General features: G+C 46.2%; 15 protein-coding genes. 8 read left to right on the top strand and 7 right to left on the bottom strand.

Features of this window, described 5'->3' with window-relative positions; genetic code table 11:
* The first annotated feature begins 9 nt into the window (after nt 1–9).
* The 4 genes from JK628_RS02445 to JK628_RS02430 all read left to right on the top strand — a co-directional run bounded on the left by JK628_RS02445 (nt 10) and on the right by JK628_RS02430 (nt 13,542).
* Nucleotides 10–9,843, top strand: a complete 9,834-nt coding sequence (locus JK628_RS02445) for a VCBS domain-containing protein (RefSeq protein WP_202287696.1) — start codon at nt 10–12, stop codon at nt 9,841–9,843.
* A 273-nt stretch (nt 9,844–10,116) separates the two neighbouring features.
* A complete protein-coding gene (locus JK628_RS02440) occupies nt 10,117–11,265 on the top strand; it encodes a putative sulfate/molybdate transporter (protein ID WP_202287695.1) in 1,149 nt (382 codons plus the stop codon).
* Between the two features lie 462 nt (nt 11,266–11,727).
* Nucleotides 11,728–12,948, top strand: a complete 1,221-nt coding sequence (locus tag JK628_RS02435; RefSeq protein ID WP_202287694.1) for a S1 family peptidase — start codon at nt 11,728–11,730, stop codon at nt 12,946–12,948.
* A gap of 9 nt (nt 12,949–12,957) precedes the next feature.
* Complete coding sequence (locus JK628_RS02430; RefSeq protein WP_202287693.1) at nt 12,958–13,542, top strand: hypothetical protein; 585 nt, start codon at nt 12,958–12,960, stop codon at nt 13,540–13,542.
* A gap of 51 nt (nt 13,543–13,593) precedes the next feature.
* Here JK628_RS02430 and JK628_RS02425 read toward each other — a convergent pair whose 3' ends face one another.
* Entirely contained in the window at nt 13,594–14,688 is a 1,095-nt protein-coding gene (locus JK628_RS02425; protein ID WP_202287692.1) for an alkene reductase, read from the bottom strand.
* A 150-nt stretch (nt 14,689–14,838) separates the two neighbouring features.
* Here JK628_RS02425 and JK628_RS02420 point away from each other — a divergent pair, with 150 nt between their 5' ends.
* Both JK628_RS02420 and JK628_RS02415 read left to right on the top strand, forming a co-directional pair.
* Nucleotides 14,839–15,753, top strand: a complete 915-nt coding sequence (locus JK628_RS02420) for a LysR family transcriptional regulator (protein WP_202287691.1) — start codon at nt 14,839–14,841, stop codon at nt 15,751–15,753.
* Between the two features lie 218 nt (nt 15,754–15,971).
* Nucleotides 15,972–16,457: a VOC family protein gene (locus JK628_RS02415; protein WP_202287690.1), complete on the top strand. Its 486-nt coding sequence runs from the start codon at nt 15,972–15,974 to the stop codon at nt 16,455–16,457.
* 50 nt (nt 16,458–16,507) lie between these two features.
* Here the strand turns inward: JK628_RS02415 and JK628_RS02410 are convergent, their stop codons facing one another.
* Complete coding sequence (locus JK628_RS02410) at nt 16,508–16,861, bottom strand: YkgJ family cysteine cluster protein (RefSeq protein ID WP_202287689.1); 354 nt, start codon at nt 16,859–16,861, stop codon at nt 16,508–16,510.
* Between the two features lie 367 nt (nt 16,862–17,228).
* On the opposite strand from JK628_RS02410, the gene JK628_RS02405 reads away from it, so the two are divergent.
* A complete protein-coding gene (locus JK628_RS02405; protein ID WP_202287688.1) occupies nt 17,229–19,283 on the top strand; it encodes a TonB-dependent receptor plug domain-containing protein in 2,055 nt (684 codons plus the stop codon).
* Nucleotides 19,284–19,394: 111 nt separating this feature from the next.
* Here the strand turns inward: JK628_RS02405 and JK628_RS02400 are convergent, their stop codons facing one another.
* The 4 genes from JK628_RS02400 to JK628_RS02385 form a co-directional block, all read right to left on the bottom strand.
* Nucleotides 19,395–20,372, bottom strand: a complete 978-nt coding sequence (locus JK628_RS02400; protein ID WP_202287687.1) for a sensor domain-containing diguanylate cyclase — start codon at nt 20,370–20,372, stop codon at nt 19,395–19,397.
* A 229-nt stretch (nt 20,373–20,601) separates the two neighbouring features.
* Nucleotides 20,602–21,138 (bottom strand): response regulator transcription factor, encoded by a 537-nt coding sequence (locus tag JK628_RS02395; protein ID WP_202287686.1) that lies wholly within the window; start codon nt 21,136–21,138, stop codon nt 20,602–20,604.
* Nucleotides 21,135–22,439, bottom strand: a complete 1,305-nt coding sequence (locus tag JK628_RS02390; RefSeq protein WP_202287685.1) for an ATP-binding protein — start codon at nt 22,437–22,439, stop codon at nt 21,135–21,137. The genes JK628_RS02395 and JK628_RS02390 overlap by 4 nt, the downstream gene beginning before the upstream one ends.
* 61 nt (nt 22,440–22,500) lie before the next feature.
* Complete coding sequence (locus JK628_RS02385) at nt 22,501–23,409, bottom strand: dTDP-4-dehydrorhamnose reductase family protein (RefSeq protein WP_202289688.1); 909 nt, start codon at nt 23,407–23,409, stop codon at nt 22,501–22,503.
* Between the two features lie 102 nt (nt 23,410–23,511).
* Between JK628_RS02385 and JK628_RS02380 the strand changes: the two genes are divergently transcribed.
* Nucleotides 23,512–25,401 carry an alkaline phosphatase D family protein gene (locus tag JK628_RS02380; RefSeq protein WP_202287684.1) on the top strand — a complete coding sequence of 630 codons (1,890 nt, stop codon included), beginning with the start codon at nt 23,512–23,514 and terminating at the stop codon, nt 25,399–25,401.
* Between the two features lie 31 nt (nt 25,402–25,432).
* Here JK628_RS02380 and JK628_RS02375 read toward each other — a convergent pair whose 3' ends face one another.
* Nucleotides 25,433–26,350, bottom strand: coding sequence for a pseudouridine synthase (locus JK628_RS02375; protein ID WP_202287683.1), 918 nt, complete (start codon nt 26,348–26,350; stop codon nt 25,433–25,435).
* Nucleotides 26,351–26,445: the final 95 nt, after the last annotated feature.

The following is a 26,445-nucleotide window of genomic DNA, read 5'->3' as shown; positions in this document are numbered from 1 at the left end:
AAGTAGATAATGAGTCATGACGATAAAAAATCCACATCAAGTGCTAAGACATCAGAAGCTATTGAAGCGGAGAAAAAACAAAGGCAATTGGAAGCCAAACAAAAGGCTAAACAGCTTGATAAGGAGGTTGCCCATTTAAAAGCTAAAGAGCTTCGAGATGGCGGCAAAGCCAGTGCCATCGGCAATAAGGACTTAGTCGCCGATAAATCTTGGAGTAGTGCCAGCAGCATCGCAAAAGAGGATTCAAACGAATCGTTAACTGAAGAAACTGCATTAAACAAGCAGCAAGTCGAGCAAGCCGACAAAGAGACTCAAACGCCATTAACGGCACAAGCTGATGAGTCAGCTCAAGCAGCAACAGATACATCTTCTAACCGTCAGCTTCAACGAACGGCAAATACTTCACCACAAGGTTCCAGTGAAACAACAGGCTTACATTCAGGAGCACATTTTCACGCTAACGCCAATGGTGCGATAGGGTTAAGTAACATAGCAAGGCCGCTAACGTTTACCCCAAATGAAAGCAATCAACCGCACTTTACCGTTGCTTTAACGGCTATAACCCCTGATAAAACCACAATAGCAGTCCCAAATCCACATCACTCTACCGACCTCACTGGCACTGGCACTGGCACTGGCACTGGCACTGGCACTGGCACTGGCACTGGCACTGGCACTGGCACTGGCACTGGCACTGGCACTGGCACTGGCACTGGCACTGGCACTGGCACTGGCACTGGCACTGGCACTGGCACTGGCACTGGCACTGGCACTGGCACTGGCACTGGCACTGGCACTGGCACTGGCACTGGCACTGGCACTGGCACTGGCACTGGCACTGGCACTGGCACTGGCACTGGCACGAATGAAAAGCCTTTATCAGTAAGTAGTCAACAACAAATTCAACAAGTTAAAGAAGATTATAGTATTGATTCAGTATCGGGGACTTTACATGCTGCTGGCCACAACTCAACTCAGATAGACTGGAGTATCTCTAACTCACAAGGGCAATTTGGATCGATTAGCATTGACCCCACCACTGGCCAATGGCACTACCGACTCAATAATGCCTCTTCGGCCACCAATGCCTTAGCTGAGAACGAACATCACACTGAACAATTTGTGGTTACCGCCACTGATGCTGGGGGAAATCATGTTGAGAGCATCGTTGCTGTTACAGTTGAAGGTAGCAATGACCGACCCATGATTTCGGGTTCTCATCTTGCAGCGTTAAACGAGCACGGCGCAATCGATACTGCATCAGGCAGCTTAATCGCCACAGATCCAGATCATGGCGATAGTGTTAGCTGGGCGGTAGCAAATGGACAAGGCCAAATGGGTACTCTGACCATTGACCCAAGCACTGGTACTTGGCAATACCATTTAAACAATCAAAGCCCTAATACGTTAGCACTCAATCAGGGGCAACTAGCCACTGAAACCTTTTTTGTAACCGCGACCGATAGTTCAGGTCAGCCAGTTTCACAGCAAATCACAGTCCAGGTAAATGGCAGCAATGAATCAGCTCAAATTGGTGGTACTACGACTGGGTCAATTACAGAAGATAAAAACTTAGCCAGCGGTGGTAGTTTACGTGCCGATGGCCAGCTCACAGTGAGCGATCCGGACAGCGGCCAAAGCCAATTCACTGCCGATCACCTGCAAGGGCAATATGGTGAACTAACTATCAACAACAGTGGCCACTGGACTTACACTGCCAATAACCACAGCGCACAAATTCAGGGACTCAAAACAGGCGAAACCGTTACCGATACTTTGCTAGTTCATAGCGTCGATGGCACCGAGCAAAAAATAACAGTCAGCATCAATGGTACTGATGATAAAGCCGTGATTTCGGGAACTGCAACAGCCTGCCTGACTGAAGATAAAAACTTAGCCAGCGGTGGTAGTTTACGTGCCGATGGTCAGCTAAATGTAATCGATCCCGATAGTGGCCAAAGCCTATTCACTGCCGATCACCTGCAAGGTCAATATGGCGAATTGAATATTAACAATAGTGGCCACTGGACTTACACTGCCAATAACAACAGCGCACAAATTCAGGGACTCAAAACAGGCGAAACCGTTACCGATACTCTGCTAGTGCATAGCATCGATGGCACCGAGAAAAAAATAACGGTCAGCATCAATGGTACTGATGACAAAGCCGTCATTTCAGGCGTATCAACAGCCAGCCTCACTGAAGATAAAAACTTAGCCAGCGGTGGTAGTTTACGTGCCGATGGTCAGCTAAATGTAACCGATCTCGACAACGGTCAAAGCCTATTCACTGCCGATCACCTGCAAGGGCAATATGGTGAGCTAACTATCAACAACAGTGGCCACTGGACTTACACTGCCAATAACAACAGCGCACAGATTCAGAGACTTAAAATCGGCGAGACCGTTACCGATACTTTACTAGTTCACTCAATTGACGGCACCGAGCAAAAACTCGCGGTCACCATCACAGGCACTAACGATCTGCCAGTGGTTAGTCACATCAGCTCGAAGACCGTCGATGAAGGTGATGCAAAGATAACTGGCCAGATCGCAGCGACCGATCTAGACCACGGCGATACAGCAACCTTCTCAACCACATATCAGCATGCTGGCTTTATTCTCAATAACGACGGCAGTTACTCCCTCGATCCCACCGATCCCAGCTTTAACCATTTGGCAGTCGGTGAGCATGAAACACTGATCATTCCTATCACTGCTACTGACAACAATGGCGATCAAAGTGCACCACAAAATCTCATTATCAAGATCGATGGCACTAACGACAAGCCAGTAGTCAGCCACATAAGCTCGAAGACCGTCGATGAAGGTAGTGCAAAGGTGACAGGGCAGATCGCTACTACCGATCTCGATCACGGCGATACGGCAAGCTTCACCACTAGCTACCAACATGCGGGCTTTAGCTTAAACTCAGATGGCAGCTACACACTCGATCCCACCGATCCCAGCTTTAACCATTTGGCGGTTGGTGAGTATGAGACGCTGATCATTCCTATCACTGCTACAGACAACAATGGCGATAAAAGTGCACCACAGAACTTGATCATCCGAATCAACGGCACTAACGATCTGCCAGTGGTGAGTCACATCAGCTCGAAGACCGTCGATGAAGGTGATGCAAAGATAACTGGTCAGATCGCCGCTACCGATCTCGACCACGGCGATACAGCAACCTTCACCACTAACTATCAACATGCGGGTTTTAGCTTAAATACAGATGGTAGCTACACACTCGATCCCACCGATCCAAGCTTTAACCATTTGGCAGTTGGTGAGCAGGAGACACTGATCATTCCCATCACTGCTACTGATAACAATGCAGGTAGCAGCGCGCCGCAGAACTTGATGATCCGAATCAACGGCACTAACGATAATCCAGTAGTCAGTCATATCAGTTCCAAAAGCCTTGATGAAGGTAGTGCAAAGATAACAGGCCAGATCACAGCTACCGATCTCGATCACGGCGATACAGCAAGCTTCACCACTAGCTATCAACATGCTGCCTTTACTCTCAATAACGACGGCAGTTACTCCCTCGATCCCACCGATCCCAGCTTTAACCATTTGGCGGTCGGTGAGCATGAAACCCTGATCATTCCTATCACTGCTACAGACAACAATGGCGATAAAAGTGCACCACAGAACTTGATCATCCGAATCAACGGCACTAACGATCTGCCAGTGGTGAGTCACATCAGCTCGAAGACCGTCGATGAAGGTGATGCAAAGATAACTGGTCAGATCGCCGCTACCGATCTCGACCACGGCGATACGGCAAGCTTCACCACTAGCTATCAACATGCGGGCTTTAGCTTAAATCATGATGGCAGCTACTCCCTCGATCCCACCGTTCCCAGCTTTAACCATTTGGCGGTAGGCGAGCATGAAACCCTGATCATTCCTATAACTGCTACTGATAACAATACAGGCAGCAGCGCACCGAAGAACTTGGTGATCCGAATCAACGGCACTAACGACAAGCCAGTAGTGAGCCATATCAGCTCGAAGACCGTCGATGAAGGTGATGCAAAGATAACAGGTCAGATCGCAGCTACCGATCTAGACCACGGCGATACAGCAACCTTCTCAACCACATATCAGCATGCTGGCTTTATTCTCAATAACGACGGCAGTTACTCCCTCGATCCCAGCTTTAACCATTTAGCAGTAGGCGAGCATGAGACACTGATCATCCCTATCACAGCTACTGATAACAATACTGGCAGCAGCGCGCCGCAGAACTTGATCATCCGAATCAACGGCACTAACGATAATCCAGTGGTGAGCCATATCAGTTCCAAAAGCCTTGATGAAGGTAGTGCAAAGATAACAGGCCAGATCGCAGCTACCGATCTCGATCACGGCGATACCGCAACCTTCTCAACCACATATCAGCATGCTGGCTTTATTCTCAATAACGACGGCAGTTACTCCCTCGATCCCACCGATCCCAGCTTTAACCATTTAGCAGTAGGCGAGCATGAGACACTGATCATCCCTATCACAGCTACTGATAACAATACTGGCAGCAGCGCGCCGCAGAACTTGATGATCCGAATCAACGGCACTAACGATAATCCAGTGGTGAGCCATATCAGTTCCGAAAGCCTTGATGAAGGTAGTGCAAAGATAACAGGCCAGATCACAGCTACCGATCTCGATCACGGCGATACAGCAAGCTTCACCACTAGCTATCAACATGCTGCCTTTACTCTCAATAACGACGGCAGTTACTCCCTCGATCCCACCGATCCCAGCTTTAACCATTTGGCGGTCGGTGAGCATGAAACACTGATCATTCCTATCACTGTTACTGATAACAATACTGGCAGCAGTGCACCACAGAACTTAGTGATCCGAATCAACGGCACTAACGATCTGCCAGTGGTTAGTCACATCAGCTCGAAGACCGTCGATGAAGGTGATGCAAAGATAACAGGCCAGATCGCAGCTACCGATCTAGACCACGGCGATACAGCAACCTTCTCAACCACATATCAGCATGCTGGCTTTATTCTCAATAACGACGGCAGTTACTCCCTCGATCCCACCGACCCCAGCTTTAGCCATTTGGCGGTCGGTGAGCATGAAACACTGATCATCCCTATCACTGCTACTGACAACAATGGCGATCAAAGTGCACCACAAAATCTCATTATCAAAATCGATGGTACAAATGACTCCGCAGTCATTAGCGGTGTAAGTACGGGTCATATGACTGAGGATGCTCATCTAATAAATACTGCTTTTCTTAATGCTAGCGGGCTGTTATCGGCCACCGATAGTGATAATCCAGATAACACCTTTCAAGCTGAAACACTTAACCAGCAAACTGATGGTAGCGCATCAATAGGTGGTTTCGTCATTCAAAAAGACGGTAGCTGGAACTATATCGTGCCTAACGGTCGTGCGGAGGTGCAATCATTAGGCGTTAATCAGCAGTTAACTGAAAAATTCACCGTACACTCAATTGATGGCACTGAACAAGAGATAGTGGTCACTATTAGTGGTACCAATGACGCACCAACATTGAGTTTTAACAGTACCTCCAATACCAATGGTCAGCTCTTGGGTAGTGATGTCGATAAAGGCGATAACCAACAGTTGCAATACGATGCTATTCAACCCCACGGTCAGTTTGGTTTACTTAACATTAATAACTTTTCTGGTGCTTACCAATATCAAGCAGGTAGTTCTGTTGCAGGTATGAGTTACGATCCGCAAAGCCATACCTACACAGGACATGAGGTATTTGAAGTTCGAGTCAGCGATGGCCATGGTGGTGAAACGAGAGAGTTTTTGACCTTCACTGTAACCGCAACGGTTTCCGCACCAGCAACGACCGGTGGCCAAGCAACCATAAGCACTGCTATCAACTCTACCCCGCAGCTAACGACTCAAGCGCCAACAGGAATCACTAACACACCACCAGCTAACAGTGTCAGTTTAGATTTAATCGCCAGTAGTGACAGTGGCAGTTCAAATACCGATAACTTAACTAACGACAATACGCCAACAATATCAGGCACGACCGATATTCCGTTCTCTCAGGTCACCATTTACGACGGCACAATCCCTGTTGGACACGCTCTATCTGATGCCAATGGTAATTACAGCGCCGACCTTGCCAGCCTCAATGACGGTACGCATAATTTATCTGCTAAGGCGTTAGCACCTTCATCCGCTTTAGCTGCAGTTTCCCCGCTGCTAAATATTAAAATTGATACCACAATGATGACCCCATCAATCAATTTGAAAGCAACGTCTGATTCAGGGAGCTCAGATCACGACAACCTGACCAATGATCACACACCTGTTATCACAGGTTCTGCTGAAGCTAATTCAACAGTAACCATTACCGATGAGCATGGCGCTATTATTGCTACAGGAAGTGCCGATGCTAAAGGCACGTACCAACTCACTACGAGTAACTTGGCAGAGGGCCTACACTCATTAAGCGTTGCAGCAACTGATGCAGCAGGTAATCACAGTCATGCAAGCCTAGCGATTGAAGTGGATTACACGGCTCCCACCATCGCTAAGGTCAATTTAAAAACGGAAGCAGACCATCAACCGACATTCAGCGGTAGTGTCAGCTTAGATACGGCAAACGTTGATATTCTGATAAAACACGGTAGCCAAGTGATTGAAACTCTCCACGCTACGCTCGATGGAAAAGGCGGCTACAGTGTTAATGCCACCAATCTTCCTGACGGCAGCTATACCGCTTATATTCAAGCAACCGACAATGCTGGCAATCAAACGCCATCCGGTACTGCAGGTATATTTGATCGTTTCACCGTAGACACACATGCCAGTGCACCTACCATCACCTTTGAAAGCACAGGAATTGATAACCTCTACAATGCAGCAGAAGTTGCATTAGGCGCTGCGGGGACTATCACGGCAGTTATTCATCTAGCGGCTGATGTTAAACCCTCAGATATTCTAACCATTAACGGGGTAGACCAAAAAGTCACTGATGCAGAGTTTATCTCCGGTGAAGTAAATGTTGAAGTTGCTCCGGGCGCGACAGTCACCGCCAGCGTTACCGACAAAGTGGGTAATGTTTCGACTATCACCCACGAAATAGCGCCAACAGCAGACCTTAGTGTGGCAGTATTATCACTGTCACTGACACACGACACAGGGCTTGGCAGTGACCTCATCAGTAACGATGGTTCGTTAACCATCACAGGGCAAGAGTCCGGTGCAAGCATTGAATATTCCACTGATCACGGCCAAACATGGACCCACGGTTTTACCCCACAACAAGGCAGAAATACCGTTGATGTAAGGCAAACGGACTTAGCTGGGAATGTCTCTCCTAAAACTTCACTGACCTTCACACTAGATAACCAAGTTGCCGCTCCTGCTGTGTCCTTAAAGCACGATACTAGTGGAGAGCTCAACCCAACCCCAGATTTAATAACCAAAGATGGACAGTTAACGATTGCCAGTGAAGCAGGTGCAAAAATAGAATATTCTATTGATAACGGCCACAGTTGGACAACTCAATTTGCACCTACTGAAGGACAGAATAACCTACAAATTAGACAAACCGACATTGCAGGTAACACCTCAGCGGCCACCAGCTTTGGTTACACCCTCGACACTACCCCGGGGACAATTTCAGTTAATACTATCTCTAAAGATAATGCACTCAACGCATTAGAAAATAATCAGCCGTTAGAAATAACGGGAACCACCTCAAATATCGCCGCTGGCGATCGCGTTTATGTCGAATTAGATAAGAACCATATCTACAATGCGGTCGTTAAAGCTGATGGTAGTTGGAGCCTGACACTCAATGCATCTGAGCATCAAAGTATTATGCCGACAGATCAAAGCTATCCCATTAAGGTGGGATCGGTTGATGTCGCGGGTAATGTAACACCAGAAATAACCACCCATTTGTTGGTTGATACCCAAAATCCAACTCCTCATATCAGCGTTAATTCCGTCACCGCTGACAACATTATTAACCTCGCAGAGTCAGGGAAAAGCATTGATATCACAGGTCAAGTCAGTGGTGATTTTAACGCGGGTGATGTAGTGAGCTTAAGTATTAATGGCAAGACCATTCACTCACTTAACGCAACGGTTGATGCTCAAGGTCACTATAGTATTTCAGTTCCGGCGCAAACCTTAATTAAAGCCAACATCCATAGTATTTACGCGTCGGGCCAGCAACAAGTTCACTCAATTGAAGCCTCCGTTATCACCAGCGATAACGCCGGTAACCTCGGGAGTGCCACCACGGGCACGCAAGCCTTTACCATTGATACCCATGCAAACACTAGCATTCAATTGGATCCCATCACTAGCGATAATGTGATTAACGCGCAAGAGAGAGGCACTGATATCAGTGTGACAGGCAACGTGGCGGGCGATGCCCACCAAGGCGATATTGTCCGCTTACTCGTTGGACAACATACCTATACAGCAACAGTGGATCATAGCGGACAATTTAGTATCAACATCGCTGGTAGCGAGCTATCAGCATCCTCATCAATCACCGCCAGCGTCTCTACGACAGATAGCGCAGGCAATCCAGCCAGTGCCACACAAGTCCTGCACTATGACACTGATACCCAAGTAGGTATGCCTAGTATTACATTTGAAACTCCTGGCAGTGACAACGCCTACAGCAAAGCTGAAATAGCTCAAGGTCATGCCGGCACAATTACCGCTACAGTCCATGCTGCAGCAGATGCCCAAATAGGTGAACATCTTAATATCAATGGTGTCGACCACGTACTAGATGCTAACAGTTTAGCCCATGGTATTACGCTTGAAGTTACGCCTAGCAGCATTATAAAAGCGATCATGACCGATGAGCACGGCAACGTGAATTCGGCGTTAAACATTGCGGCGAATGCAAAGCCTGAACCTATCGTGGTAACAGCTCCTCCTGGCAGCCACCATATCGGCGCATCTTTAGGCATCCCGACTTTAGCGCCAACTCAAACCCCTGTTCCTGTCGCAGAGCAAGGTTGGAAAATACTTGTTAATGGCCATTATCACACCTCTTATACTAGCCAATGGGGCACGCTATCGATAAACCCCAAAACAGGCCAATTGAGTTATCAAGAACATGCCAATACTCATACAGGACCACATGGTTCTTCGCAAAATATCGGTGTACATGAAGATAGGTTTGAGGTTGCTCTACAAGGCTCTCACCACGATGATGTGGTGATGCATGTTCAAGTGAGCATTTTAAGCCACGGGCCCGGCCACAGTGGAAAGCTGACACTTGGTTCTGAGGTGTTGGACATGACAGTCACCCCAGTTTTTAGCCATCAAGCACCACCGCCCCCACCAGTTTCTGTTGCCCACGACGTGCCGCAAGACGATGCAGTCGCGAATGTAAGTGTTGATTTAGACCCGTTTGCCATTACAGATGACACTGCTCATGCAGAGTTCGACGAAAAATCAGGCGGCGATCTAGTAGCTCAAGATGAACCGTTAGCGGCTCCGCTACATACGCCAGCAAGCCAAGTCACTTCCGCCCCCATTGATCATTACTTGCAAATGGTCGGTATGAGTCATCAAGATCTTGCGGCAAAAACAGATAGCCCAACCTTGAACGATCTACCAGATGTGCAGGAGCTAACAAGTAATGGACCTGATGCCGATATGCTCGATACTAATCAAGTCGATGCGTTCGATAATCCACTACTTGATGACGACAGGCATGACGCCCTGCATAATGATCTCACCACTTTTGACGATGCTATAGACCATCAAGGGCTTGAGCAGCCGAATGATGATGACCTGCTTCATCAAGCATTAAGCGATATGCATAATCAGCTTTAAACATGCTAGCTCAGTAATAAGTAAGTCAATAACAGCAGTGATGACTCTTTCACTGCTGTTTCATCTCTGAAATCCAAATACTTATCACTAAAGAGGTAGTTGAGTACTCGTGAATATTAGTCCTATTGACCATAATATTTACCTGCCTGCGTCAACTTGTCTCAATAACGTTGGAAAATAGCTGATTAAGTCGGTTTTTACGGTGTATTTATCGGTAAATTCTTGGCACTAAACTTGCGATGTATTACGGGTTCTTTTCCCACGGCAAGTTATATGAGATGTAAGTTCAACCGCTTTTATAGTGTTAACCAATATTCAGGAGAGTTTAGCGGCGCCTTTGCCGATTTAGGTACCTTTCTACCCTTAGTGCTTGGCCTTATCGCCTTAAACCATTTTTCCCCACAAGGGATCTTTATGGGTTTTGGCCTGTTTGCACTATTTACCGCATTCCTCTATCGTCGCCCTATTCCGATACAGCCGATGAAAGTCATCACCGCCTTAGTGATAGCTCAAGGCCTAACGCCTGGCATGCTACAAGCCAGTGGCATGATGATGGGCATTATTTTGCTGGTTCTCGCTTATAGCGGTGCCATTAAATGGATGGCAAAACAGCTGTCTCCCGCCATCAGCATCGGCATTCAGTTAGCGATTGGTATTCAACTCATTTGGATGGGGGGGCAGATGATGAGTCAAACTTGGCTTATCGGACTCATTGCCTTTGCGCTGCTCTTTGGCAGTAAATTCTTGCCACTGCGCTATTTAGCCATGCCCTTGGTGATTAGCATGGGCATTGTCTGGCAACTAAATAGCGGAACCGCACCCAGCTTTGATCTTTCAACTTATACCCCATGGCAGTTAGGCTGGCCGAGTATCGATGAATGGAGCTCCGCAGCGGGTTTATTAGTACTACCACAACTGGCATTAACACTGACCAATGCGGTAATTGCCACCTCCGCCATGGCTAAAGAGAAGTTTCCCAACGATGATAAAGAGAACTTTGCACCAGAGCGTTTTGCCGCCAGCTCCGGTTGGGCAAATTTACTGTTAGCGCCTTTTGGTGCAACCGCAATGTGCCACGGTGCAGGAGGCTTGGCAGTACAGCATCACTTTGGTGCCCGCACTTGGTTAGCACCAACTATATTTGGCACGACCTGCCTATTAATAGCCGCTTTCTGGGGGCAGGGGATCGCCAGCTTGCTATCGCTTATTCCACTGGCGGTATTAGGCAGTTTACTGGCAATTGCAGGGACTCAACTGGCTTGGTCAAAACGCTTTATCGATGGTAAGCCTTTCTGTATTTTTGTGATCCTATCAACCGCCGCTATCTGTCTGCTGGTTAATACTGCTGCTGGACTTACCGTCGGAGTAGTACTTGAAATGGGCCGACGTCAGTGGCATCTTTATACAGATCTGAAGCACTAAAGCTGGCGTCATGGTCTGTGAAAAGCTTAGGAGCTCGCTATCCATAATTGGTACTTGAAATTAAAGGTCTAACATTAGCTATCGACAAATAGTGGGGAGTTAGCACTCCCTAGCGTTTTAATAAAAACTCCACGCTCGCAATTTTCCATTGTTCAGCATCTGTTTTAGCCCCTGTAAAGCATAAAACAGACCCATCAATAACAAAGCATACTTATTGATAACACCACCCCGTCTAGCGTCTATTTAACACTATCACCGGCACACAAGCCTGATGCTAAATAGATAATTCATAAGTAAAAATACTGATACAAGTTGATGTTGAACATTTGTTGCAGTAAAGTCACCTTTCTTTTAGGGAGAGTCATTAACTACAAACACCCTCCTTATTTGCGGCAGCCATTGCCACCATACTTGAGGTGATTAACCTACATCCCTCGCTCGCATTCGTAAAAAGGATAATCTATGCGACTCTATCTTCTGCTCATTACATTAATGAGCTCGCTAATACTAACTGGCTGTGTCAGCACAAAAATCAACGCCAACAAGCTTCCAAGAGGCGTTAAGCTGGCCAAGTCAATTCAAATACCTGCGGTAACAAAAGTGGCTTACTACCTGCCATACTCGCATACCACAAGCCGCTTCTACCTTGATAATTGGAACGTCTGGGTTGAGCCAGGTAAAGCACTCTCAACCGGAGTCGATGATGTATTTAGTACCTATTTTGGCGATGCTCAAGCATTAGATAAAAAAAGTGATGACACCTATGGTCTGCTAATTGACTTAGACCCTGAATGGGAATTTTCCAGCGGCAAGGCGCATATGACCATGACATATAAGGTCTATAACGATAACGATAAAGTCATCCGCAAGGGCAAGAAAACCTATAAAGCTGATATTGGTCAAATAGGCAGTGGCACTGGTTTATATAATGCAGCGATGCGAGCAACACAATTAGTCGTGGTGGATATTCTTAATAATCTAACACCCGATAGCAGCAACTTAACCGCAACTAAAGCGATGAAAAATGTGGATCCGCTTCTATTAGCCAATATGGAAAAGCCTGTCAGTAGCGGCACTGGTTTTTATATCAATGAACATGGCCAAATTCTCACCGCTGCACACGTACTTGATCACTGCATGGTAGCCAAAATCCATGACAACAATAATAGTTATGACGCTCAAGTTGAAGCAGACTCAAACCTGTTAGATCTGGCCGTTGTAGGTACTGGCCAGCCAAGAGAGGCTTACCTACCACTGCGTAAAAATGCCGAACTCTTTCTTGGTGAACCCGTCACTAACGTAGGCTATCCATTACAAGGCTTACTGGCCGTTTCGCCCAACTTAACTCGCGGTAATGTTAGCTCACATACTGCCCTTAAAGGCTCTGTCGGTTTGTTTCAGTTTTCAGCTCCGATACAACCAGGATCAAGTGGCGGCCCTGTTGTTTCTGATGGTGGTGAGTTAATAGGCATCACCGTTAGTACCTTGAACGCCGCAGCACTTATCGAATCTGGCGCACTGCCGCAGAACGTTAACTTTGCACTTAATGCAAAGTACGCCGCCAAATTTTTGCAACGTAATAACATCCCCTTTAAAGAGGTTGAACCTAACCTCGAGGGAAATATTCGTACCAGCAATAAAGCGGCCTTGTCTGCTGTGGTTCAACTAGCTTGCTATCAATAGGAACTGATTATGAAAAACACACTTATAGCGATGCTAACGGCCAGCATAATAATGATCCAGCCCGTAGTAGCACAGACCATGACTGAAACTGCAACTGCAACTGCAACTGCAGTAAAACTGCCACCAGCGATGTTTATTAGCACCATTAATAGTGATGATATTTACGACAAAATCAGATTACATCAGGCATTTACCGACATTGATAAAGAAAGCTTAGGTAACCCGATTAAGATATATGTACACCATAGATTAGAAGCGACTGCTGGCGGTACGGCTGCAGGACTAACCTCTGCGATGCTGGCTGGCGGTTCACTCGGCTTACTTCCTGTTGTCGTTAATAACGACTTGGTGCTGACTTATGAGCTTCGAGTCAATAATCAAAGTCTGGCAAAATTCGAATATAGAGAGAATTTCACCGACGCGATTAATATCTACCAAGATCAAGGTCCTGGAGGCTTAGATGATAGCGCCCTTGCATGGGCTGTATCGACTGTCGATCAATTTACGGCAGCGGTCATCAAAGATCCTAAAATATTAAGTCTAATCGAAGAGTACAATTACTATTTTGCGGTTGAAACACCGAGTTCTGAATAGTATTAAAATAGAGAGGCGGCGTAGCCCCTTCTCTATTTTTCCGTGTGCTATTTAAGCCGTTAACGCAGGGTAATCGATGTATCCCGCTGCTCCGCCGCCAAACAGCGGTCCTTTATCGAAATCAGCTAATGGCAGTTGATGCTGTAACCGATAGGGAAGATCTGGATTGGCAATAAATGAGCGGCCAAAAGCAACTAAGTCAGCATAACCTTTGCCTATCACGGCACTGGCGCGCTCAACATCATAACGTCCAGCCACAATAATGGTGCCATTGAAAACTTGCCTTAACTTGATCCTAAAACTCTCTGGGATCTGCGGCGCATCATCCCAATCAGCTTCCGAAAGATGGACATATGCAATCCCCTGCTGGCCTAGATATTCCGCTGCCAATAAAATGGTTTCTACAATTTCCGGGCAACCCATATCTTTAAAGGTGACAAACGGCGCTAATCTAACACCCACTTTATCGGAGCCGATCTTTGCACTTACCGCTCTAACAATATCAAGCAGAAACTGAATACGCTTCAATGGTGAGCCACCATAAACATCGGTTCTATGGTTGGAGTTAGTCCGCAGAAACTGATCAATTAAATAGCCATTCCCCCCGTGGACTTCAACCCCATCAAAGCCAGCATCAATCGAGTTCTTAGCCGCTTGAGCAAAGTCAGCCACCACCCGATCAATATCAGCTTGATCCATCGCTCTAGGCGTTGGGCAATCAAACATCTGCCCATCAGGATGCGCTTCATCAACCACCCAAACTTGCGTATCGGTCGGCTTGATTGCCGAAGGCGCGATCGGCGCAGCACCTTGTTGAAACACAGGGTGAGACACCCGGCCAACATGCCACAGTTGGTTGAATATCTTCCCACCCGCTTGATGTACTGCCGCCGTCACTTTTTGCCAACCCGCTACTTGCTCTTGAGTGTAAACTCCTGGGGTAAACGAATAGCCTTGGCTATCATCAGAGATCTGTGTCGCCTCACTAATAATCAACCCCGTAGATGCTCGCTGGCCATAATATGTAGCCATCATCTCATTGGGTATATTGCCAGGTTGGGTGGTTCGAGAGCGCGTCATTGGCGCCATAACCACACGATTATTTAATGACAAGTGGGATTTATGGTACGGGGTAAAAAGGTTCATAGTAGCTCCTGATGTATGCTAAAAACGTCGAAGTTTTGCTGACTTGATCAATCCAAGATGATCAAATCAAATGATGTAAAACAGTGTAATCCCATTAACTAATTTTGATAATTGGGCTAATATTGAAATCATTTTCAAAAATTATTTGATATGTACCATCTAAATGATCTGAAGTTGACGATCCGCATTGCCGATCTACAAAGCATTTCGGCCGCAGGGCGTGAGCTTGGCATGACGCCTGCGGCTGCCAGTGCGGCGCTACAGCGGCTAGAGAAGAAACTCGATTGCTTACTGTTCGCCCGTTCAACACGAAAAATGAAACTTACAGAAGAGGGTCATCTGTTCATTGAATCCGCCAGACAAGCATTGCAACTGCTCGACAATGCCAGTAACGCCTTGGCAGATAACCGCGGTGAACTGAAAGGAGATCTGCGTATTGCACTGCCATCCGACCTTGGCCGTAATATCATTCGTGCATGGTTAGATGAACTCGCTAACACCGCACCAGAGCTAAAACTAACCCTGTATTTTGGCGACCAAATGACAGACCTTATCAGCCAAAATGTACACTTAGCTTTGCGCTATGGGCAGTTGGAAGATTCAAGCCTAATGAGACGCCAGCTGGCACTAATGCCAAGAGTTGCAGTTGCATCGCCCAGCTATATCGAACAACATGGCTTACCAATACATCCCAAAGAACTTTCTCAGCACAAGATACTCATCCTCAATCGCGATGGTGAACCTTGGCACAAATGGCACTTTAGCCATAAAGCTCAGCAGTATGCAGTTAATGTCATTGGCAACAAAAGCTGCAACGATGGCGCTGTTATCAAAGATTGGGCATTAGCGGGTGAAGGGATTGCGTATAAGAGCTGGTTTGATGTCGCCAAAGAGGTCCATCAAGGAGCTCTAGTACTGCTATTTTCGGATCATATTGCCGACAATATTCCACTGCAATTGGTCTACTTACAAAGCGATTATCCCAGCCATAAAATTCGCACAGTAATCGATTTTATTAAGCAAAAGACCCAAGCATTTGAGTCTGATTACCCAGCGTTATTTTAACGAATCAACTGCGACCACCTTATTAGATCATAAGGTGGAGCATGTCATAGTTATAAACACGGTCATAAACATAGTTCAACTTTGCTTCCCCGCCTTATTCATTACGCATAGTTATTAATATTATAACTTTTGATAATTTTACGAAATAAAATGACCGCCATATACTTTACTCATCGAAACAAACAACCAATACCCATAAACACAAAGGTAAAGTCATTATGAAGATGAGTCATGTAGGAATTATGGTTGCAGACATGGATAAAGCGGTCGAGTTTTATACCAAAGCCTTAGGTCTTGAAATCGTCATGAGTAAAGCTGCAGTGATTGAAGAGAGAGAAACCGCCATCGGTGCCATGTGTATTGCCGTTTTTGGACAGGGTTTCAAAGGGTTCAATATTGCTCACCTTGTCACTACCGACGGTATCGGTTTTGAACTGTTTGAAATGAAAGACAGAGAGGAGAGACATAACGTCGATTTCAGCAAAATTGGTCTGTTCCATTTCTGTTTAGAAACAGATGACTTCGAAGGTGTTATTGAGAAAGTTAACCAATATGGCGGAAAAGTAAGAATGGATACAATGCGCTATCACCCAGAAGATGATAACAAACCCTACAAAATGGTCTATTTAGAAGACCCATTTGGCAGCCTTTTTGAACTCTATTCTCACTCTTACAAAGAAACTTACTCTTCAGAGTACGAATAAACAGAACTGCGATATCATTGCAGTGGTCAACAAGCGTTGGCCACTGATTATTACACCAATACTTGTCGTGTGTTGGCAATAAAGTGATGGATCTGTCGCTCAGTTTTCGAGTCAATCATCTCTTTAGGGCGACAACTATTGGGGCAAGGCATATTCGGTGTGGTACCAAAGACTCGACAGATCAATGGTCGCTCTTCATAGACTTCACAACCATTAGGCCCCAAGTGAACGCAGTTCCACTCCGCTAATGCAGCATCATGCTCAGCGTCTGTTTTTACTGGCAGCCGCGATATTTCTTCAGAGGAAGTGGTCACTGGTCCACAACAGTCATGACAACCTGGCGTACATTCGAACGTAGGAATACGCTCGCGTAAGATCGCGATTATCTCTCGGTTATTATTCATTCATGCCTAAATTGTTGTGCAGTTCAGCGCCATTATAGTGCGATATCTTGTTCATTAGAAGTTGCCAACGCTTTTAACGTTTGCCTATTTGTTAGTAAACAACTAGAAATTCGGCATGCCCTCATCACACTTGGTTATTTTCATTCCGCAGTACGACTAACCAACACTTTACCCTGCTATTAACGCCAGAGTTGGCGAAGGCCACGATCTTGCACAAACCAAGCTAAGAACTTTTACGATCCCAAAGGTCTACACCACTACTGTTATTTGCCTGCGACAGCTTGTCGCAGTTTGTTGATTTAGCTTTGCTAAAGCAAAGACCGACTGACACTATCCGCTACATTCAAAACAAATAAACAACATTATTATGAAGTTGCCTCTATCTTTAGTCTCTTTATCTGTGCTCTCCGCTTTATCTCCTTTAGCTACTTTCGCCGATGATTCTGTCTTTGAAGTTATCGAAGTCAGCGGGCAACATCAGGGTAGCTATAGTGCTGTAGCACCAGAATCCGCCACACCGCAAACAGACATCAGTGGCCTATTGAGCAACCTGCCTGGTGCCTCGGTAAATGGTAACGGCCCATTAACCGGCATTGCCCAGTATCGAGGTTTATACGGTGACAAAGTTAACACCCAAGTCAATGGCATGACGCTGTCGAGCGCAGGCCCTAATGCCATGGATACGCCGTTAAGCTACGCCAGCTTGGTGCTAACAGAACGACTGGAGATGACACGCGGTATCGCGCCAGTATCAGCAGGCACTAATACTATTGGTGGCAGTGTGCAAGTTATTGAGTCACAAGCCAGCTTTGATGAAGTGAGCGGTAAAGTTACTGCTCAATACCAAGACAATGGCGAGCGGAGCTATGTGGGTGGTAAGGGCAACTTTGGCAGTGAGCAACATGCTGTCTTGGTGTACGCAGACATGCTCAACGGCAATGACAACGCCACATCCGGCGGTGATAAAGTTATCTCTCCGACCACTTACGACAAAACCATGGTTGGCGGACAGTACCGTTACAACTTAGCGGGCAATACTGGTGGTAATGAATCCATAGCGGTTGGCTATCAGCATCTAGAAACGACCGATGCCGGAACACCAGCCCTACCCATGGATATCGACTTTATCCGTACCGATAGAGTTAAAGTAGAGGGACAACACGACCTTAATAATTGGGATATGAATTGGCATATTGCCTATAGTGATGCCAAGCACGGCATGGATAATTTCAGCCAACGTATGAAAATGCCAAGCATGAATGCACGGTATAATAATGCCGATAGTCAAAGCTACGATGCGCTGATATCAATCGCTCAAGATGCTTGGATATTTGGCTTAGATGCACAACTTAGCCAACACAATTCCGTTATATCCGATCCCACCAGCCCGATGTTTAATGTCGATAATTTCAATGATGTCAGCGACAATAGCTTTAGTGCTTTTGCGCAATGGCAACAAGATATTGATCAGTGGAACTGGCAGATCGGCGCACGGGTAAAACACTATCAAACTGATGCAGGGGAAGTGGGGCATTCTATGGCGAGCACCATGCCGCCAATTAATATGTTAATGATGCAGTTTAATAATAGCGACCGCTCACAGTCTCAAACGGGGGTGGATTTAGCGATAAATGGGCGCTACTCGCAAACTGATAAACTCAGCTGGGTAGTTGGACTTGCACGTAAACAAGATAGTGCTAGCTACCAGCAACGATACCTGTGGGTACCTATGCAATCAACTGGTGGACTTGCAGATGGTCGCACTTATGTTGGCCAAGTTGATCTCGACTTAGAAACCGCTTACCAAATCGAACTGGGCAGCGACTATCAAACGGATAACTTCAGCCTGAGCCCACGGATATTTTTCCAGCGCATTAATGATTACATTCAAGGTGTTGCTGCTACAGATCCCGCTGTCATCATGGCTGCAAGCATGATGGGTGATGATAACCCAATGCAGTTTGCCAATGTTGACGCACAATTTTACGGCATGGATATTAGTGCGACCTATCAGCTAAACGAGTTCTTCAATGCCGATATGGTAGCAAGTTACGTGCGTGGCGAACGCCGTGATATTAACGATAACCTCTATCGCATCAGCCCTGCCAATCTGAATTTTGGACTCAATTTCAACATTAACAACTGGATTGCCCGTATCGAAACCCGTGCAGTGGCGGCGCAGAATAAGGTATCAGAAACACAGTTTGAGCAAACAACAGCGGGTTATGCCTTGGTGAACCTGTCAGTAGGCTATGATGCGGAAAACTGGCTACTAAAAGCAGGTATCGATAACCTGTTTAATACTGACTACCAAGACCATTTAGCTGGCTATAATCGCGTTATGGGCAGTGAGATAGCCCCAGGCGAACGTATGCCAGGTACAGGATTAAATGCTTGGTTTACTGGTGAGTATCGCTTCTAGGCACTGATAAAGTTAACCGAAAGTGCGACAGGCCATCGGCTCCACTTTCTTTTGCCCCGAGCTGACCTCCTCTGTCTCGGGGAATTTTTGTTTAGTTGATTGGATAATTCACTACAAAGCTAATCGACGCTTTTTCTGCAGCATGTCTTTGTCCGCAGCTTCAAGCAAATCACTTATAGTGGTGGAATCATTGGTTTCTGTTATGCCTATCGAAACCGTAAACAGCGGCAGCTGCTCCACTTGATGATGTAAGCAAAGCGCAGCTGCAATTCTGCATTTTACAGCCTGTAGATCTTCCTGATCATCGAACATCACCAAAGCAACAAATTCATCACCGCCGAGACGACCAATCACGTCAGATTGACGCACAGACTTTGTTAATACCAAGCCTATAAGCGAGATGACATTATCTCCAACACTATGACCATATTGATCATTAATCGCTTTGAAATTATCTACATCCAAATACAGAAGACCAAGTGTTGTTTTAGTTCTCAGGGCTAATTTAATCCGTTGCTCTGCAAGCACGTTAAAACCGCGTCGATTATGGACGCCTGATAATGGATCGGTAATTGCCAATTTTTGCATCTCGGCATAGGCGCCCAGTAATGATAGGTCTGATTCCAAGATATCTTTAAGATGGCGTATCAGCTCAAGGTAGGTGGCTTTATAGTTGGTCTCTTTGTAATCCATTACACAGAAAGTGCCAAAAGGCTCGCCGCTGGGCCAAAACACAGGCACACCTAAATAGGATCTAAAACCGTCACTGTGAACTTCAGGGTTATTATCCCAGCAGTTATCAATGAGAGCGTTGTTAACATATAGCTCTTGGCGGGTTTCTACGATACGGCGACAAAAAATATTCACCTTGGGTTCGATAATAATACCGGCAGCATATGGATTAGACTCTTGCTCGCTAGCGATGGTAACTTGAAAACCTTTTTCGGTATATTGCACTAAAAAACCCGCAGGGGCGTCAAAAAGCTTGGCTAATAAATTAACCGTTTTTTGCCATTTGTCAGTGGAAATAAGTTCGTTTGGATCTTCTAGTAGGAAAGTATCAGTATTGAAAACAGTATTTTTACTCATAGACAACTCCGAGTCAGAGTAAACTATCATTATTTTCGCGGTGCTTACCTCAATTCAGCATAACGACTATGCGATATATTTGTCCAACTTTTGCCCTACATTTGGCACATTCAGTGCCATAAATGGATTTAGAAGCAACAACGCATTAAAAATCACTACTAGTGTAGTTATAAAAAGTAACTAACTGATATTGAGTTCCGCTGTAAGCAAGCGCTTTATTTGATCTACGCTAGCGATGATCAACAATCGGCTTTTTAAGTAATTTGCGCTGTAAGGTGCGGCGATGCATACCCAATTGCCTAGCTGTTGCTGAAACATTGCCACTGTTTGCATTCAGTACCTGCTGAATATGCTCCCATTCCAATCTTTTGGGGGAGATAGGCTCTTCGAGCAACGGCTCTATCGCCATATCAGTCGGAGTCATTGATAAAGCATTTAACAACGTTTGGGTGTCGACGGGCTTCGCCAAATAATTATCTGCACCAAGACGAATAGCCTCGACCGCAGTGGCGATACTGGCATACCCAGTCAATAACACCATAGTGACTTTAGGCAATAACTGCCGCAGTGGGGAGATAAGCTTAAGCCCATTTTCCTGCTCCAATTTCATATCAAGCAGCAGATGCGTCGGCCTAAACTGGCGGGCAAGCAACAGCCCTTCTGTGGCATTGTGACACTGCTGACACTCGAAACCTTGCTTACTCATACGCCGGCTGAGCACACTCGCTAGCGCGAGGTCATCTTCAATAATCAGTAACCGGCTCATGATAACTCTCCATTCGATGCTTCAATATCGGCGTGCAGTGGAAAACTCACTTCGGCAACGGTGCCGCCACTTGCAATACTGCCCAATAGCAATCGACCACCGAGCCGCTCGAAGCTTGCGTGGCTTAACAGCAATGCCATGCCCATGCCTTGTTCGCTTTGAATAAGTTGATGTCCGACTTGAGCTCGCATCTGTTTTGATATTCCACTGCCATAATCTCTGACCGATACGCATAAACGCTGACCTTCTGCGGCGATTACCGCTGACACTGTGACTCGCGGATCACCGGTTTCAGCCAAGCTTGCACTAGCGGCATTTTCCACTAAAGACATCATTGCGGGGAGTAGGCTGGCATCAGACAGTACCGAGGTTGATGCATGTTGATTGATGGTCTCAACATCAAGTAACGTGAGTTCTAGTTTGACTTGTGGCATCAACAATAACACCTGTTGTTGCAGGGTTTGTAGCAATGTATTCGCAGTCACTATGCTTTGTTTCTGCTCTCGAATCGACTCTGTTGCGGTGCGTAGCGAGTGCAATGTTTGCTCACAACGTTGCAAGGCACCGTTCATTTCGGATAAAACTGGCGAGTCATTGTGACCATGCTCTTGTGCCTCCTCTACCGCTTCATCAACTAAAAGCCTTAGGCTTGCCAATGGGGTTGCTAGCTGGTGCGCCATCTGCGCAGACGCCGTGCCAAGAGCTAATAACTTTTCTTGCCTCAGCTGAGCTTCGCGCATAAAACCGAGCTCAACATCTTGCTTACGCATTCGCTGTGCAATGTAGGCGACACTGGTGGTTAATACCAGTGACGAAATGAGAAAGTTGAACCACATACCTAAGTAGTGCGAGCTCATGTCCATACCATGATGTTTCATTTGACTTTCAGGCACTGAAAAAATCATCAAGCTGTAGGCCACTGTCGATAATAGTGTCAGCGTCCACGGCGCCCATTTGGGCAGAGTGATCGCAGCAAATGCGATAGGTAATAGTAATAAGGAGATAAACGCATTCGTCGCGCCGCCAGTAAAATAGAGCCAAGAGATCCAAAATAGCGTATCAAGTAGCAACACGATAAATAACCCTGACTCCATGCGAGCGATAGGCTCACGTAGCTTAAAGGTAAACGCCAAATAGAGGGCTTCGAAACACATACCCCAATATAAAAGCGGACTGCTAAGCGAGAGTGCGAAGGTTTCGGCAGCAAAAAAAATCAGCCCTAGCTTGAGTAGCAAGCCTGCAAACCGCAGAAATGCTAATTGGTCAGTTGCACCTAGGTGACTATTAAAAAGGTTTTTCATTCGTTGGCTTATCATTGATTGTTATTCTTTTCACTGTGACTTTAGGGATGGGCAAACCATCCTATTTAAATATGGACATCACATTGGGTGATAACGCTAACGCCCGTTCAATTCCTACCTCAAACGGTACCTTGCTTTGAATCGATAAACTGGCAAGTTTCTCACAACTTAGAGTGCAATCATGGGGCCGTTTGGCACTATCTGTGGGCGAGGTCACGGGATTAAGGTGCTGGGTACTAAGCCCAAGTAATTCCCCCATGATCAACAGCATCTGATACTTACTCATGGTGTTGCTAGCACTAAAATGATAATACCCCGACAAGGTCGTCCCAGCGGTTTTAGCAAGGATCATCTGTGCTATTGCCACGGCGATATCTGCCGTTGAAGTGGGGCTACGCACTGCCCAGTCGTCAATATTTTGCTCAGTTGTATCGAGTAGATGATTGAGCAAAACCGTCACTGCTGACTCTTGTACCGTTTCAACCTCACCATAGAGGATCGGCAAACGTAGTACGGCAAAATCTTGCTTGGCACCTGTAATTATCACTTCACCTTGACGCTTTGAGTCGCCGTAAAAATTAACCGGATGAGTTAGCGCATTTTCGGCGTAACGAGGAGCCGTGCCATCAAAAACATAATCAGTTGAAATATAGAGTAACCATGCACCGGACTGGCTAGCTACGGAGGCGAGTGAGCGGGTGGCTTCAGCGTTGAGGGCGAGTGCCGCGGCAGGATTTTTTTCCGATACATCTGGGCGGCGCTCTGCAGCGCAGTGAACAATAACGTCTGGGCGCTGGGTATCGACAAAGGCCATCACGCTGGCTGATTGAGTCAAATCGAGTTTATGCACACCCGCTTTAGCACGGCTATAGCCACAAGCGATGATCTGGTTATTTGAATTAGCCTGTAACTCACGCACCACCGCTCGTCCCAGCAAACCAGTTGCTCCCGTTACCATTATCTTTACCATCATTTCACTCCTTGAAATTGCCAGTGCTTAGCTTAAGGGGTTTTCTTCATCTAAGCACTGGTTTACTCTGGATTTAGAATTATTTCACTAAAGAACTATTAAATGTCGTTTGAAGATGCTTTGCCGCTCATCATTGCAGGCCCCAGTTTACGCCACTGTGATCAGCAACATTTTACCTTATGGTTCGTTTGCCGCGAACAGTTATCAGGGTTAAACCTAACGATAACCAACGCCGGATTTGAGCGCGATCTAACAGAAGATGACATTCATATTGTTGCACTTGGCCAGCATGCATTTCAGTATTTAATACGTCTATCACAACCAGACCTACTTCCTTGCGATACGCCACTTGCTTATCAACTTCGTAGCGCCGGTAACCCGAATCTATTTGCCGAGGTAAAGGGGCTGACTTACGGTAACGAAACCGCCATTGAGTTTATTGTCAAACCACACATTGATCACCTACTCCATGGTTCATGCCGCAACGCCCACCACCACAGCGGAGATGCCTTAGTCGCTGCAGACACCCAAGTGGCACAATTAGCAACACCGCAAGAGCGGCCATCGCTGCTGATGTTAAGTGGCGACCAGGTTTATGTGGATGATATCGCTGGCCCAATGCTCTATGCCATTGGCGAGGTAATCGCGCTATTAGGCTTAAATCAAGAACAGTTTATCGACTGTAGCCTCTCGAGCAGTGAACAGATAAGTTATCAACCAGCAGACCTGTATCAGCGCCATTTAAATTTGCTCCCAAAAACCCAGTATAAGGCTAAAACGGCCATTAAACGTTGGTATATCAACCATCCAATTTTTACCTCATCTATCGCTGAGAACCACCTGGTTAGCCTCAATGAACTCATAGCGCTTTATCTACTGAGTTGGTCGCCAGAGTTGTGGCAAATGATAGATATCCCTAAAGATGTCGCAGGTCTTAGCAACGCTAACACGCTGCGCTGGCAGCAAGAATGGACTCACTTACTTGAGTTTAAAAGTGGCCTGCAGCAAGTGCGGCGTTTATTTGCCCATATACCGACCTATATGATCTTCGATGATCACGACATTACTGATGATTGGAATCTTACTGCACGGTGGGAATTGGCAGCGTACAACCACCCATTTTCAAAGCGGATCATAGGCAATGCCCTTATCGCCTATACGCTATTTCAAGGGCTCGGCAATGCACCAAGCAAATTTGATACTGACGTTCGGCCGCAACTGGATGCCCTGTTTCAATCACCCGATAGTGCAGCCCAAGATACCCTTATCAACACCCTGCTTAGCTTTGAGCACTGGCATTATAGTTTAGACACCAGTCCTAAACTTATTGTGCTCGATACTCGCACCCGTCGCTGGCGTAGCGAGTCTAATCTCGGTAAACCTTCAGGCCTAATGGACTGGGAGGCGCTAATGGAGTTTCAAGCGGAACTGGTTAACCAACCCAATGTAATTATTGTGTCAGCGGCCCCTATGTATGGGGTAAAGCTCATTGAAACGGTACAGAGAATGGCAACGCTTTGTGGGGCGTCACTACTGGTAGATGCCGAAAACTGGATGGCACATCCCGGCACAGCCAATACACTGTTGAGTATCTTTCAACACCGTAAAACACCGGAGCAGTTTGTGATCCTCTCTGGTGATGTTCACTATTCGTTTGCCTATGACATCAGCATACGATTTAGGGATGCAGGACCAGCCATTTACCAAATAACGTGTAGCGGCATTAAAAATCAATTTCCAGAGAAACTACTGCCCTACTTCGACAAGTTGAATGGTTGGCTATACGGACACTTCTCACCACTCAACTTTTTTACCAAGCGCAAACGTATGTCGATCCGTGGCCGTCGCCCCAATGGCGCACGCAGTAAACGCTTAATGAATATGAGCGGTATTGGCAGAGTCGAACTGGCTAAAAACGGCGCGCCAACCAAAATAGCGGTGTTACATGCCGATATGAGTGAAACAGAATTCTTGCCACCAAGGCGCAGTTAGTAAGTTGATTACGCTTTTATAACCAAGTGTTTTACAACGAAAAACCATCGCAACTGATATCAACAATCTCATTTGATAACGGATCAACAAACGCCAGTCGTTTAGCAACCAGCATCAGTGGTTTGTCGAAATCATCGGCCGCTTTGTCGAGTAATTGAGGATACAACCTGTCATTCAGGATAGGCATATCAAGGCTCATCATATGCACACGTAACTGATGCGTTCTACCAGTAACTGGCGTAAGTTCAAACAAACCTAGGTTACCCTTGACTGCAATCAAGCTAATTTCAGAATGGCTATTGGCTTCGCCTTCAGCGATTTTCATCATAAAGCTCGGCTCTGCTTTTACTAATCTATTTTTGACCGTCCAATGGTTGGGCAAACTTAACTTAGCTGCTGCAATCAATTTTTGTATTGGGGCTGATAACTTTGCAACAGCCTGATAAGTTTTAGTGATACAGCCACTTTTAAAAAGCTGATGATAATCATGACGGCTGTTGGCGTTAAGTGACAATAACATCACTCCAGCAGTTGCTCTGTCTAATCGGTGCGCCGCCACAATCTGTTCATTACCCGTCTTAATCCGCAAGCGGTTAACTAGGCACTCATTGACAAAGTTCCCACTGGGATTAACGGCTAAAAAATGGGGTTTAAAGGCGATGATGATCTGCTCGTTTTGTAGCAGTACTTTTTCTTCAAACGGGATCAACGACTCTTGCTGTACTTCGCGATAATAATAAACCCTAGCCCGAGGGATAAATGCGCTGTCCAAAGTGACTAACTGTCCATCTCGCCAATGCACCTTTCCGCTTTGGATCCGTGCAATCCAAACAGCCTCATCAATCGCTTTAAAGTGGCTGACCAAAAAACTCAATACAGTGGGTTTATCGGTTACCGTTGCAGGTAAAACAATATAGGAGGCTTGGGCTGCGCGTACGGAGTTGCTCATAAAATAATACTGATTGCATAAAACTGAGCGCTACTTTAACAAAAAGTAGCTCAGATGGGGCTAATTGAAAGCTATAAGCTAAAAACCGACATCAG

It is taken from the genome of Shewanella sp. KX20019, assembly GCF_016757755.1.
Lineage (GTDB): Bacteria > Pseudomonadota > Gammaproteobacteria > Enterobacterales > Shewanellaceae > Shewanella.
The sequence above is the reverse complement of the archived record's forward strand: the minus strand, read 5'-3'. Positions and strand labels throughout refer to the sequence as shown.